Source organism: Tautonia marina, from assembly GCF_009177065.1.
GTDB lineage: Bacteria > Planctomycetota > Planctomycetia > Isosphaerales > Isosphaeraceae > Tautonia > Tautonia marina.
Map to the genome: position 1 here is coordinate 41,130 of NZ_WEZF01000010.1, position 12,956 is coordinate 54,085.

Below are 12,956 nucleotides of genomic sequence, written 5' to 3' on the forward strand. Positions count from 1 at the left end.
CAGAATTTACCGCCCGCGTTCAGCGGGCTTTTTTATTGCCCACATGTCCGAGACCCTTACCCCGAAACAGGAAAAGTTCGCGCAGAAGTTCGTCGAGATCGACAACGCCAGCGAGTCATATCGCTTTGCGTATGACGCCGAAAACATGAGCGACGAAGCAATCGCGGTTGAGGCTTGCCGCCTTCGAGACAACCCTAAGGTGGCCCTAAGAATTGAAGAGCTTAGGAAATACCAGCTCAAGCGGCACGAAGCGACCGCGGATCGCGTCATCGCCGAGCTGGCCCGTCTGGCCTTCCTGGATATCCGCAAGGCCTTCGATGAAGAAGGCAACTTGAAGCCGATCCACGAGCTGGATGACGACACCGCGGCCGCCATCTCCGGCCTCGAGGTCGAGACCCTCTTCGAGGGCAAGGGGTCGGAACGTGAGGCGGTAGGCCGCCTGCACAAGATCAAGCTCAGCGACAAGAAAGGGGCGTTGGACAGCCTGGCGAAGACGCTCGGCATCGCCCCCGACAAGCTGATCGTGATGAACCAGCCCCTGCCCGAGGAGGATCGGGCACTGCTTGACGAGTACACGAAGGCCAAGTGACCAGGAGGCGTTCGACGCCCTCCTGCGCCATCGGCTGTCCGCGTTCACGCGAAAGGCATTCGCGACCGTAGATCCGGGGGCGACCTACAGCCACAACTGGCACATCGACCTTATCGCCGAGTACCTGGAGGCATGCACCAGGCGCGAGATCAAGCGGCTGATCATCAACATCCCGCCCCGCTACATGAAGTCGATATCGGTCACGGTGGCGTGGCCGGCATGGCTCCTAGGCAGAGACCCGAGCGAGCGCATCCTCGCGGCGTCCTACGCCGAAGTGCTCTCCCTGAAGCACAGCATGGACTGCCGCCTGGTGATGCAGTCGGACTGGTACCGGCGCATCTTCCCCGGGCTTCAGCTCACCGGGGACCAGAACGAGAAACGCAAATTCGTCACGACGGCGCGGGGCCATCGCTTCGCCACCTCAGTCGGCGCCTCGGTCATCGGCGAGGGCGGGCGGTTCCTGATCGTGGATGACCCGCTCAATGCCCAGCAGGCATTGTCCGACACCCAACGCGAGGCCGCGAACACCTGGTTCGACCAGGGGTTCTCGACCCGCCTCGACGACAAGGAGAACGGCGTCATCGTCGTGGTGATGCAGAGGCTCCACGCCGACGACCTATCCGGCCACCTGCTGGCGAAGGGCGGCTGGGAGCACCTGTGCATCCCCGGCATAGCCGAGGTCCGCACGGTCGTTGATTTCGGGCGGGTGAAAGTCATCCGGGAACCGGGCGACGTGCTTCATCCGGCCCGCGAGAGCCGGCAGGCTATCGAGCGGCAGAAGACCGAGATGGGTTCCTACGCCTTCGCCGGGCAGTACCAGCAACGTCCCGCGCCTGCGGACGGCGGCATCTTCAAGGCCGGCTGGTTCAGACGCTACGAGAAGCCCCTGGAGACTTACGAGCAGATCATCCAGAGCTGGGACACGGCGAGCAAGCCGGGCCAGCTCAACGACCCGAGCTGCTGCCTGACCTTCGGTGTCAGGAAAGACGGCTTCGACCTGCTGCAGGCGGTTGTTCGCCGCCTCGAGTACCCGGACCTGAAGGCCCTCGTGCTCAAGCAGGCCGTCGACTGGAACCCGAACGCCATCCTGATCGAGGACAAGTCGTCCGGTCAGGCGCTCCTGCAAGACCTTCGACGGGAGACGAAGCTGCCGCTGATCGGGATCAATCCCGAGAAGGACAAGATCACCCGGGCTTCGGCCGTCTCCGCCATGGTGGAGGCTGGCAAGCTGGCCCTGCCTACGCAGGCACCATGGCTAACCGATTTCGAGATGGAACTGATGACCTTCCCCAACGCTCCGCATGACGACCAAGTGGACGGGCTGAGCCAGTTCTTGAACTGGATGCGGGAGCGCCAGCACGCCCCCGAGATCCGCATCCGCAGGCTCTAGATGGTCTGGCCCTTCCGCCGCAAGGACGTGGCGCCCCCGCCCGGCCGTAAGAACGCGACCTACTTCTTCTCGCTCGGCCTCGGCAAGGCCGGGCTCACCGGAGCCGGATATGACAAGCTCGCGAGCGAGGGCTACGCCCAGTGCGTGGTGGCCTACGCCTGCATCAACCTGAAGGCGACTGCGGTCGCCTCGGTGGACCTCCAGCTCTACCGGCGCGGCAAGAAGGGCAAGCTGGCGAAGGTTGAGGCGCACGAGCTGCTCAGGCTGCTGGAGAACCCGAACCCGACCCAGTCGGGCCGCGAGTTCATGCGGCACCTGACAAGCTACCAGCAACTCTGCGGCAACGCCTACATCTTCGGCAACGGCATCGACCCGGCGAAGCGCACCGGCAAGCCGCCCCGGGAACTTCAGCTGCTGAACCCGGGCAAGATGCGGATCGAGCCGGGGACGGGTCTGTTCCCGAAGCAGTACGAATACCGCTCGGCCCAGAACGTGGCCACCACCTTCCCGGTGGAACAGATCACGGGCCGCTCGGCGATCCTGCACCTGAAGTCGTTCAATCCGCTCAACGCCTGGTACGGCATGAGCCCGCTGGAGGCGGCCGCCCTCGGCGTGGACATCCACAACGACGGCCAGCGCTGGAACAAGCGGCTGATCGAGAACGGGGCCCGCCCCTCTGGCGCCCTGGTGGTCAAGGGCGGCGAGGGCCATCCGGCAACGCTCTCGGACGATCAGTACCTCCGCGTCAAGCAGATGATCGACGAGCAGTTCAGCGGCCCGGCCAACGCAGGCCGACCGATGCTCCTCGAGGGCGGGCTGGAATGGAAGGAGATGAGCCTGAACCCCAAGGACATGGAGTTCTTGGAGGGCAAGCACTCCGCCGCCCGCGACATCGCCCTGGCCTACGGGGTGCCGCCGCAGCTTCTCGGCATCCCGGGCGACTCGACCTATTCGAATTACTCCGAGGCCCGCACCGCCTTCTGGACGGACACCGTCCTACCGGAGCTGGGCTGGACGCTCGACGCCCTGAACCGCTGGCTGACGCCGCTCTACGGCGAGGATCTCTACGTCTGGTACGACGAGGAGATGATCCCCGCGCTGGAGACCCGGCGCAAGGAGAAGGCCGAGCGGATCAACGCCGCGAGCTACATGACGATCAACGAGAAGCGCCGGGCGATGGGCCTGGACGACGTCGAGGGCGGGGACGTGATCTTCGTGCCCAGCACGAACGTGCCTCTGGAACTGGCCGGTCAGATAGACCTGCCCGAGCCGGGGAGCCAGGCTGACCAGGGCGGAGAGCCCGCGACGGACGCCCCGGAAGACGACACGGACGATCCGGAAGACGACGAGGCCGAGTGACCGACCGCCGCCTCGCCCTCCGCGCCTGGCTACTCGCGATGAGTCGGCTCGAAGTCCAGCTCCGCGTCGAGCAGGCCCGCGCCCGCAACGCGATGATCCGGGCGGCGGCCAGGGCCTACGAGAAGAACGGCCACCCACCGTCCCATGTCTTCCTCGCCCATCGGGTGAGGGTGAAGGGCGTGCTGGACGATCACTACCGCCGCACCATCCCCCTCTTCGGGCAGATGGCACTGAAGCAGGTCAAGTCCCGCCGCATCGAGCGGAAGGCCGCCCAGACCATCTACGAGGCGCTGGTTGCCGAATGGATCGGTCGCGAGGCACTGCGCAAGGCGACGCTGATCGCGGACACCGACCGCGACGACGTCCTCGGCGCCATCGAAGGCGGCATGGCCGAGGGGATCGGCACGGAGGAAATAGGGAGGAGGATACGGAAGGTCGCGCAGATGACACCGTATCGGGCCGCCACGGTCGCCCGCACGGAGACGCACGCCGCCGCCACGTTCGGCAGCATCGAGAGTGTCCGGCAGGCAGAGCGCGACCTGGGCGTGGTCATGGTCAAGGAATGGCTGGCCACGAAGGACGACCGCACCCGCCCGGAGCACCTTGCTGCGGACGGGCAGAAGGTCGGCATGGACGAGAAATTCACCGTCGGCGGCGAGCTGATGGACCGGCCGGGGGATTCGAGCGCGAGTGCGGAGAACGTCATCGCGTGCCGGTGTGCGCTGGTTTATGAGGAGAAAAGTTAGTGATTCCAGTCAAACAGAGCAAGCTCTACGCGAAAGACGGCATCCACAACGGGAATTGCTTTGCTGCCTGCCTTGCCTCACTGCTTGAGATTCCTCTATGGATGGTCCCGCCCTTCGATGACATGTTCGGGCGGAGCGATTGGCGTCCGCGTGTTGACGAGTGGCTGCTACAGCTTTTCAAGCTCAAGCTAGTGCGCTGGGACGCAGGCGATGACCCGGTGGAATTCCCCGATTTCTACATCGCCAGCGGCATGTCCGCTCGTGGCGTGCAGCACTCGGTCATCTACAGCAATGGCGTGATGGTGCACGACCCGCACTACAGCGACAGCGGCATCGCCGAGGTGGATTGGGTTTGGTATCTGGCACCGGCCGCATGACCGACCGCATCCGCTCCCAGCACGGCAACGTCATCGCCGCCGACTTCCGGCCGCGCGTGGGCGAAATCACGGTAGGAATCGAGTTCCGCTCCGAAACGCTCTACTGCGACGACCACATCATCCTGACCCGAGCGACCGCCTTCATGGATGGCGAGGTCATCGCGGTCATGCACTTCGCCGGGAATCTGCAGACCGGCACCATCGTAACGCTGTAACAACTGGGAACCCATATGGACAAGGAAGTCTCCTACTTCGCCTTCACCGAATTCAAGGCGGACGACGAAACCCGCACTATCGAAGGTTGGGCGTCCATCTACGACTACGTCGACTCGCAGAAGGACATCGTCGTCCGCGGGGCGTTCGCCAAGTCGCTCAAGAGCGGCAAGCCGGCCATGCTCTGGCAGCACCGCCAGGACTCCCCGATCGGCGTTTGGGACGTGGCCGAGGAAACCGACAAGGGCCTGCTCGTGCGGGGGCGCATCCTCGACACGACCTTGGGAAACGATGCCTACAAGCTGGCCAAGGCCGGCGCCATCAAGGGCCTCTCCATCGGGTACACGGCCAAGCGTCAGGAGTTCGACCGTGATAAGGGCACGCGCAAGCTGCTCGAGGTGGACCTCTGGGAGGTGTCGCTCGTCACCTTCCCGGCCAACGACCGGGCCAAGCTGACCAGAGTCAAATCGGACGACGGCGCGTTCATGACCGAGCGCGACTTCGAGGAATTCCTGCGGGACGCAGGAGGTTTGAGCCACAAGGAGGCCAAGATCGTGGTCTCCGAGGGCTACAAGGCTTTGCTGAAGCACCGGGACGGTGGGGCGGAGGAGCAGACGGTATTGCGCGAATTGCGCGACGTATTAACCAACTTTAGGATTTAGCAACATGAGTGAGATTGTAATTAACGAGGTCAAGGAAGCCCTCAAGGGCATGGAGACCAAATTCTCGACCGCAATGAACGGCTTCGACGCCTTCAAGTCCGAAATCGCCCCGAAGCTCAGCAAGCTCGACAGCCTGGACGAGGCTAAGTTCAGCAAGATTTCCGAAACCATCGCCAACGCGGTCGAGGAAAGCCAGAAGCTGAACCTCAAGCTCAAAGCGGCTGAAGAAGCCATCGAGACCAAGACCAAGGCCCTCGAAACCGAACTGGCAGATGTGAAGACCGCCTTCAACCGCCAGGCCGCCTCCGGCGGCGGCGACGGCGATAAGGAAGCGAAAGCACAGCTCACCAAGCTGTTTAATCAGTTCGCCCGCTCGAAGAAGTCCCAGAACCAGGACTTCCACGAGTATCTGGAATCGGTCGACGCCCCGGCCGAGGTGAAGGCCCTGTCGGTCGGCAGCGACCCTGACGGCGGCTACCTGGTCATGCCGGAGTTCGGCGGGATCATCCAGACGAAGGTGTTCGAGTCGACCCCGCTGCGCCAGCTGGCCAGCGTGATCACCATCAACACCGACTCCTACGAGTACGTGCTGGATAACGGCGAGGCCGACGGCGAGTGGGTGGGCGAAACCTCCTCGGGTTCGACCGAAACCACCCCGACCCTGGGCAAGAAGTCGATCGTCGTGCACGAGCTGGCGGCCAAGCCGAAGGCCACGCAGAAGATGATCGACGACGGCATCGTGGACATCGAAGCATGGCTGGCCGGCAAGGTGGGCGACATCTTCGCTCGCAAGCAGGCCACCGCGTTCGTGTCCGGCAACGGCGTCGGCAAGCCCCGCGGCATCCTGACCTACACCGCAGGCACCGACATCGCCCAGGAGCAGGTCGAGCAGGTCGTGTCCGGTTCGGCCAGCACCGTCACCTACGACGGCATGGTCGACCTGCAGAACGCGCTGAAGGAGCCCTACCAGGCGAACGCGGCGTGGCTCTACAAGCGCTCCACCAACGCGGCGATCCTGAAGATCAAGGACCTGGAAGGTCGCCCGATCTTCAACATGACCTACGACAAGAACGCGGGCCTGCGCCCGACGCTCCTGGGTCAGCCCGCCTACTTCGGCAACGACATGCCGGCGATCGCGAGCAACGCTCTGCCCCTGGCCTACGCCGACTTCAAGCGTGCCTACCAGATCGTGGATCGCATCGGCATCCGCGTGCTGCGTGACCCGTATACCGCCAAGCCGTTCGTGATGTTCTACAGCACGACCCGCGTCGGCGGTGCGGTGATCAACCACGAGGCGATCAAGCTGCAGAAGATCAGCACCTAAGCCACCTCCTCCGGACGGCCGGCGCTAACTCGTCGGCCGTCGCACTCCCCACATTCGCAAGAAAGGAATCACCATGCGTGACATTACTTCCAACTTCCTCGTGAAACGGGCCATCAGCCCCGTTTCTGTGTCGGACAACACCGCCCAGGTATCGCAGATCATCGATCGCCAGGGGTTCGACTCCCTCATGTTCGCAATCGCCATCGGCTCGGTCGCCGATGCCGACGTCACCTTCACCACGTTACTCGAAGAATCGGACAACTCCGACCTCTCGAGCGGCAATGCGGTGGCCGATGCTGACATGACGAGCCAGACCTACGGCACTGCCCCCGAAACCGCCGCGTCGTTCCAGTTCGACGACGACAACGAGGTGCGCAAGATCGGCTATCTCGGCAACAAGCGCTACGTGCGGCTGACCATCACCCCGGCCAATAACGCCTCGGCAGCTCTCTTGGCCGCCGTTGCGATCCTCGGCCACGCGGGTCAGAAGCCGGTGACGCAGTCCGCGTCCTAACCACCTTGGGGGGGGGCTCGGGCCTCCCCCGCACTTTCTTATGGAGCGATAAATGAAGCAGAAAGTCAAAATGCTGAAGACCCTGGCAGGCGTAGACGAGGGGAAAGTTTACCCCGAGACCTACCGCGAAGGTCAGGAATACGCGGTCGGCGAAGATCTGCTCCGCTGTTTCGTCGACCTCGGCGGCGTGGAGCTGGTCGATGCTCCGACCTCGACCGGCAAGGCTCACAGCCGCGAGACGAAGGTCGGAGGCCCCGATGAGACCAAGCCCTTCGACATCACGAAACTCAACAAAAAGCAGATCGTGCAGTTCGCCAAGGACAACTTCAACCTGGAGCTGAACGAGGAAGACAAAAAAGACGACCTGCTCGCCGCCATCGAACTGGCCGCGGAGCAGAGCAAGAGCCAGAGCGAAGAAGCTCCCGCCGAGTAAACCGTGCTCCGTCAGTCCCTCGCCCTCGTCACCCCTCCGGCCAGCGAGCCCGTTTCGCTGTCCGAGGCCAAGGCGTGGGCGAGGATCGACGGCAGCGACGACGACGCGACCCTTACGGCGCTCATCACCGCCGCCCGTCTGGCCGCCGAGCAGTACCTCCGCCGCTCGCTGATCACCCAGACCTGGAAGCTAACCCTCGACCTGTGCGGCGCCAGGGGCTCCGAGCCGTGGTGGGACGGCGTCGTGGACGGGCCGCTCAATTCCCTCTATGGCGGCCTGCCCAACACGATTCCCCTTCCCAGGGGGCCGGTCTCCGCCATCTCCTCGGTCGTAACCTACGACCTGGACAACTCTTCCGCGACCTATTCCGCCAGCAACTACCGCCTGGACAACTCCGGCGACCGCCTGATCCTGAACTACGGGGCCATCTGGCCCGCGAACATCCGCCCGAAGGCCGGGTGCGAGATCACCTACACCGCCGGGTACGGTTCGGCTGCCACTGCCGTCCCCCAGCCGATCAAGCAGGGCATCCTGATCCACGTCGCGAGCCTCTACGAGCAGCGTGGCAACTGCGAGGACGCCATGGCCCTGCCGCCCGGAACCGCCATGCTCTACTCGCCTTACCGGATCATGGGGGATCGCCTTGGCTGAATGCTGCGCGTCGATCGTCAACAGCCTGAGCAAGCGGGTAGCCATCCAGCGCGTCCAGTACCAGGCCGACGGGCAGGGAGGCTTCGAGGAAAGTTGGGCGGACGTCGCCACGGTGTACGCCTCCATCGTGCCGCTGAAGTCCTACGAGCGCTACCAGGCCATGCAGCTCGCGGTGCCGATCACCCACAAGGTGGTCATGCGCTACAACCCGGACGTGGACGAGACGACCCGGCTGCGGTACGGCGAGCGGATCTTCACCGTTAAGGAGGTGATCAACCACGAGGAGCAGAACCGCTTCCTGTTCCTGAAGGTCATCGAGACAGACGTCATCGACAGCAACACCGACCCCGTGGTGGCCATCAACTCGCTGACCGACGAACTCGGCCAGCTCATTACCGACGAGCTTGACAACCCGATCGACATCACCCCCAACCCGGTGCCGATCATCACTAGCGCGAGCAATTACACCGTTACCGAAGGAGTTACACTCACCTTTGCCGTAGCGGCCGATGGTCCGGTCACCTGGAGCATCGAGGGCGCGGACGAAACCCGATTCACCCTGGTCGGTAACGTCATCACCCTGCCGTACCAGGATTTCGAGACCCCGACCGACGCCGACGGCGACAACGTCTACGAGCTCACCGTCCGGGCCACCAACGCCCAGGGCAACTCGACCGCGCAGGCCGTTCGGGTCACGGTCACGAACCTGATCGACGACATCACGCCGGACGCCTTCGTATTCCCGGACGTGCTGACGCCGCTGCGCGACACGCCCTTCACGACAGAGACCATCACCCTCTCGGGCATGAACGTGCCCGCTAACCTGACGATTACCAACGGCCTGTATTCGCTTAACGGTGGAGAATTCACGAGCGCCCCGGCCGTCGTGTTCACGGGGGATACCATCGCCCTGCGTGCCACCTCGTCGTCGGACGGCACACCGGTGGTGGCAACACTCACCGTGGGGACCTACTCAACGAACTTCGGCATCTACGACGACCCGAACCCGCCCGTCACCTCAGGCCTTCGGCTGTGGCTCAGTTCCTCGGTCGCCGAATACATCGTCAGCTCTGGCGGACTGGTCAGCCAATGGACGGATCGCAGCGGGAACGGGAACCACCTCACCCAGGGCACGGCGGTCAACCAGCCTACAACGGGCACCCGCACGCTCAACGGCCGCAATGCCCTCGACTTCGACGGCACAAACGACTTCATGCTCCTGCCGAGCGCACTGCACTCGATCCCCGGCGCGAACAACACCGTCTTCGTCGTGGCTCTGAGCGACACCGGGGCTGGCTCCGGTGGGGCCCAGGCTCTGCTACGTGGTGATACGACGAACTTCCAGATGCAGTTCAACCCCGGCAGCGCCCGCATCGAGAATCGGAACCACACCAGCACCAACGTCTTCACCACCGTAACAAAGAACGCCACGGCCAACATTTTCGCCCAGTGCCGGAACGGCTCTGCCCTGACCGCCTGCTTTAACACCACACAGACCGTCAACGCCTCAGGCGCGAACAACGTGACCGTGACCGGCATCGGCCTGGGTGGCAGCGCGACCGGTACGCAACCGTTCAATGGCCTGATCGCCGAGGTGCTCGTCTACAACCGGGCGTTGACGCTGGCCGAGGCCAACCAGGTGGCGACTTTCCTGAAGGACAAGTGGAACGTGGCCAACTTCTCCGGCTCCTACGCCAGCGGCTTCGCCTGATAGCAACCAGAATGTAGAGGAATGTGAATGCGGATTAACGAGTTGAACGGCGGCAATGCACTCGGCTTCGCCAAACTGATCGCGCCCAGTGCCCAGTTCCCCATCATTCAGGGCGGCGTGACCTACCCCATCGCACTTCAGGACGCCCTTCGCGCCGGCCAGTTCTACATCGACCCCCACGCCTTTGGTGCGAAGGGGGATGCAGTGGCAAACGTGGATGGGGTGATCACGAACGGCACGACCCTCACCTCCGCGACCTACCAGTTCACCGAGAAGGACGTGGGCAAGCTCTGCTTCATCAACTCCAGCGAGCGAACCATCACGTCCGTATCGAACGGCTCGGCCACACTGAGCGCCTCGGTATCCAACGCCAGCGCCGTGCGCTGGCTCATCGGCACGGACGATACGGCCGCGATCGAGGCGGCGATGGAGGCGGCACGGACTGTGGGCGTCACCATCCCCGACGGGAACACGTCCGAAACCTCCCGCTGGGGCAGCATCCCATTCGGCGGTTTGGTTCAGCTTCGCAGTAGGGGCTACCTCGTGCGCAACACCCAAGCCCGCTACGACGCTGGGAAGCTTGGCGCCATCACCGTCCCTCGCCGGTGCGGCCTGCGTGGGGCCGGCATGGGCCAGACGCACATCTACCTGGCCCCCGGCAACATCGGTCACGGCATCGCCAACCGGGGTTCCTCGGTATCCGGCGGCGGCTGGGACGACTTCATGCAGCTCAGTGATTTCACACTGTTCGGAAACCACGACCTGCAGACCTCCGCCTGCCTGGACGGCATCCATTACGAGGCCGCTTTCAACAACTACCTCAAGGTGGACAACTTCACCTGCATGTCGAACATCCGCGTCTACGAGCCACGCCGGCACGGCATCTACATCAACGGTCGCGGCGAGATGGTCTACTTCAACCTCTTCGTGTACTCGGCGTTCCAGTACGGCGTGTTCATCGAGAACAACATGGACAGCCGCTTCTACTCGATCAACGCGGGCGGTTGTTCCCGAACCGGCATCCGCATCAACAAATCGGCGAACATCCACCTGACCAACTGCAAGTCGTTCTACAGCGGCAACAGTGGTGGAACGAATGCCGCCGACAGCGCCAACTTCGCGCTCATCGCGGACACATACCTCAACGGGCAGGTCATCATGACGGCCTGCGAAGCGCAGGAGTCCCGCGGTTCTGGCTTCTACATCACCAGCGGCCTGAACATCTTCAACGGTTGCCTCGCCGCCGATCCCAGTCGCGCCGCGTTGGTGGGAAGCAGCACCCCGCCGACCGTCCGTGCCGGATTCCACCTGGCGGACACGAACTCGGTACACGCGAACCCGAAGCACAACATCTTCAACGGATGCTACGTCCGCCCGGCCTTGACCTTGAACTACGCTGACGCCGCCGCCACGGACATGTACTGCGGCACCCACGCCGTCTACATCGATGACGCGGGCAGGGCGAATCGCGGCGACATCTACACCTTCGACCAAGCAGCCTACGACGCCTCGAAGCTCGGAGGGCCTGGCATCTCGAACGGTCGGAACACGGGGCTGCGCGTAGACGGCACGGCATTAACCTAACGCGACGAGAGGCAGATCATGTCGACCACCATTATCGGCGAGTACAAGACCGTAACCATCACCAATGGGCAACCTTCCACCGGCCCCATCGACCTATTGGGCAACCGCCTGATGGGTATCATCTGGCCCGCTGTCATGACGAATTCCGCGTTCAAGGTTCAGGTGTCCGGCAACGGCATCGATTTCGTTGACCTCAAGACGACCGAGGCGGCCAGCGCCGACCTTTCAGTCACCGTCTCCGTCGGCGAGGCGATCCCGATCACGAATGCTGCGGTACTCGCTGGCTGGCGGTGGATTCAACTCGTGGGCTCATCGAACGAACTCGGCGATCGCAGCCTGATCCTGGCGGTAAGGCCCGTTTAATGGGGCGTCTGCTCACCCTCCTCAGTCCGCGTGGTACGGGAGACACCACGGCCCCGAGCGGGTATGCAGTGGCGTTCACCACAGACCCGATCAGCGACGTCAACGCAGCGGCGGCCGCCTTTCAGATCACGCTGGCGGAGGTCGGGGCAACCTTCGATTACACGATCACCAGCTCCGGCGGCGGTACACCCGTGGCCGGCTCTGGAACTATCTCGACGGCTACGCAGAACGTGACCGGGGTGAACGTATCTGGTCTGAACGACGGCACACTTACCTTGTCGCTGACCCTAACCGATCTTTCAGGCAACACCGGGCTCGCTGCCACCGACACCGTGGTCAAGGCGTTCGCCCCCACCGACATTTCGAACATCGCCCTGTGGCTTGATGCGGCGGACACTAGCAGCATCACGGCATCGGGCGGTGCAGTGAGCCAGTGGAACGACAAGTCCGGGAACGCGCGCCACGCAACACAGGGCACACCGAGTAACAGGCCCACATCGGGCTCACGCACCCTCAACGGACTCAATGTCTTGGACTTCGTCCGCACCTCGCAGCACGTGCTTGAGCTCCCGTCTGGGATGTTCGGAGTATCGGCCGGACCGAACACGGTGATCATCGTCGCTTCAGCCGACGATACCACTAACAACCACCGCCTATACCAGGGCAGCATCTCTGGTACGGTCGGGGTGTCCGTTCGATACGCCTCTACCACGACCATGGGGGTTCAGAACCGCACGACCCTGACTCTCACAAACATCACTATTACGCGAAACACGAACCCTCATGTGTTCGGATTCCGCAGGTCGGGAACCTCGATAACGCCGTTCTATGACGGCACGGAAGGTTCAACAGCCTCCACCGCTCAGGATGCAACACTCACGACGCTAGGCATCGGGCGCGATCCTGCGGCCACCACGGATAGTACGGACGGGCTGTTTGCCGAGGTTCTCGTATTCGCCAAGTCGCTTTCGAACGCCGAACTGAACAAGGTGGGCAACTACCTTGCCAGCAAGTGGGGCGTTACTTGGGCTGGGGTGTAG

Annotated in this window: 15 protein-coding genes; all 15 read left to right on the plus strand. The window is 63.3% G+C overall.

Annotated features, from left to right (window positions below):
- Nucleotides 1-43 precede the first annotated feature (43 nt).
- The 15 genes from GA615_RS13360 to GA615_RS13430 all read left to right on the plus strand — a co-directional run bounded on the left by GA615_RS13360 (nucleotide 44) and on the right by GA615_RS13430 (nucleotide 12,956).
- Complete coding sequence (locus GA615_RS13360) at nucleotides 44-589, plus strand: terminase small subunit (RefSeq protein WP_152051812.1); 546 nt, start codon at nucleotides 44-46, stop codon at nucleotides 587-589.
- Nucleotides 564-1,979 carry a phage terminase large subunit gene (terL, locus tag GA615_RS13365; protein WP_152051813.1) on the plus strand — a complete coding sequence of 472 codons (1,416 nt, stop codon included), beginning with the start codon at nucleotides 564-566 and terminating at the stop codon, nucleotides 1,977-1,979. The genes GA615_RS13360 and terL overlap by 26 nt, the downstream gene beginning before the upstream one ends.
- Nucleotides 1,980-3,338, plus strand: coding sequence for a phage portal protein (locus GA615_RS13370; RefSeq protein WP_152051814.1), 1,359 nt, complete (start codon nucleotides 1,980-1,982; stop codon nucleotides 3,336-3,338).
- A complete protein-coding gene (locus tag GA615_RS13375) occupies nucleotides 3,335-4,084 on the plus strand; it encodes a phage minor head protein (RefSeq protein ID WP_201750183.1) in 750 nt (249 codons plus the stop codon). The genes GA615_RS13370 and GA615_RS13375 overlap by 4 nt, the downstream gene beginning before the upstream one ends.
- On the plus strand, nucleotides 4,084-4,461 hold the full coding sequence (locus tag GA615_RS13380) for a hypothetical protein (RefSeq protein WP_152051815.1): 378 nt from the start codon (nucleotides 4,084-4,086) through the stop codon (nucleotides 4,459-4,461). The genes GA615_RS13375 and GA615_RS13380 overlap by 1 nt, the downstream gene beginning before the upstream one ends.
- Nucleotides 4,458-4,676, plus strand: coding sequence for a hypothetical protein (locus GA615_RS13385; RefSeq protein ID WP_152051816.1), 219 nt, complete (start codon nucleotides 4,458-4,460; stop codon nucleotides 4,674-4,676). The genes GA615_RS13380 and GA615_RS13385 overlap by 4 nt, the downstream gene beginning before the upstream one ends.
- Nucleotides 4,677-4,691: 15 nt before the next feature.
- Nucleotides 4,692-5,336: an HK97 family phage prohead protease gene (locus GA615_RS13390; RefSeq protein WP_152051817.1), complete on the plus strand. Its 645-nt coding sequence runs from the start codon at nucleotides 4,692-4,694 to the stop codon at nucleotides 5,334-5,336.
- Between the two features lie 4 nt (nucleotides 5,337-5,340).
- A complete protein-coding gene (locus tag GA615_RS13395) occupies nucleotides 5,341-6,660 on the plus strand; it encodes a phage major capsid protein (protein WP_201750184.1) in 1,320 nt (439 codons plus the stop codon).
- 100 nt (nucleotides 6,661-6,760) lie between these two features.
- Nucleotides 6,761-7,174 (plus strand): hypothetical protein, encoded by a 414-nt coding sequence (locus GA615_RS13400; RefSeq protein WP_201750185.1) that lies wholly within the window; start codon nucleotides 6,761-6,763, stop codon nucleotides 7,172-7,174.
- Nucleotides 7,175-7,226: 52 nt separating this feature from the next.
- Complete coding sequence (locus tag GA615_RS13405; protein WP_152051819.1) at nucleotides 7,227-7,607, plus strand: hypothetical protein; 381 nt, start codon at nucleotides 7,227-7,229, stop codon at nucleotides 7,605-7,607.
- 3 nt (nucleotides 7,608-7,610) lie between these two features.
- On the plus strand, nucleotides 7,611-8,258 hold the full coding sequence (locus GA615_RS13410; protein WP_152051820.1) for a head-tail connector protein: 648 nt from the start codon (nucleotides 7,611-7,613) through the stop codon (nucleotides 8,256-8,258).
- Complete coding sequence (locus tag GA615_RS13415; RefSeq protein ID WP_152051821.1) at nucleotides 8,251-9,969, plus strand: phage head closure protein; 1,719 nt, start codon at nucleotides 8,251-8,253, stop codon at nucleotides 9,967-9,969. The genes GA615_RS13410 and GA615_RS13415 overlap by 8 nt, the downstream gene beginning before the upstream one ends.
- A gap of 27 nt (nucleotides 9,970-9,996) precedes the next feature.
- The gene (locus GA615_RS13420; protein WP_152051822.1) at nucleotides 9,997-11,553 is read left to right on the plus strand and encodes a right-handed parallel beta-helix repeat-containing protein; all 1,557 of its coding nucleotides are present in this window, start codon (nucleotides 9,997-9,999) and stop codon (nucleotides 11,551-11,553) included.
- Nucleotides 11,554-11,571: 18 nt separating this feature from the next.
- Nucleotides 11,572-11,916 (plus strand): hypothetical protein, encoded by a 345-nt coding sequence (locus GA615_RS13425; protein ID WP_152051823.1) that lies wholly within the window; start codon nucleotides 11,572-11,574, stop codon nucleotides 11,914-11,916.
- A gap of 68 nt (nucleotides 11,917-11,984) precedes the next feature.
- Complete coding sequence (locus GA615_RS13430; protein WP_152051824.1) at nucleotides 11,985-12,956, plus strand: hypothetical protein; 972 nt, start codon at nucleotides 11,985-11,987, stop codon at nucleotides 12,954-12,956.

Excerpts from the sequence above, each read along its gene's own strand:
- GA615_RS13360 (WP_152051812.1), top strand. The coding sequence starts at position 44 with ATGTCCGAGACCCTTACCCCGAAACAGGAAAAGTTCGCGCAGAAGTTC.
- GA615_RS13385 (WP_152051816.1), top strand. The coding sequence starts at position 4,458 with ATGACCGACCGCATCCGCTCCCAGCACGGCAACGTCATCGCCGCCGAC.
- GA615_RS13425 (WP_152051823.1), top strand. The coding sequence starts at position 11,572 with ATGTCGACCACCATTATCGGCGAGTACAAGACCGTAACCATCACCAAT.
- GA615_RS13395 (WP_201750184.1), top strand. The coding sequence starts at position 5,341 with ATGAGTGAGATTGTAATTAACGAGGTCAAGGAAGCCCTCAAGGGCATG.
- GA615_RS13420 (WP_152051822.1), top strand. The coding sequence starts at position 9,997 with ATGCGGATTAACGAGTTGAACGGCGGCAATGCACTCGGCTTCGCCAAA.
- GA615_RS13405 (WP_152051819.1), top strand. The coding sequence starts at position 7,227 with ATGAAGCAGAAAGTCAAAATGCTGAAGACCCTGGCAGGCGTAGACGAG.
- GA615_RS13370 (WP_152051814.1), top strand. The coding sequence starts at position 1,980 with ATGGTCTGGCCCTTCCGCCGCAAGGACGTGGCGCCCCCGCCCGGCCGT.
- GA615_RS13390 (WP_152051817.1), top strand. The coding sequence starts at position 4,692 with ATGGACAAGGAAGTCTCCTACTTCGCCTTCACCGAATTCAAGGCGGAC.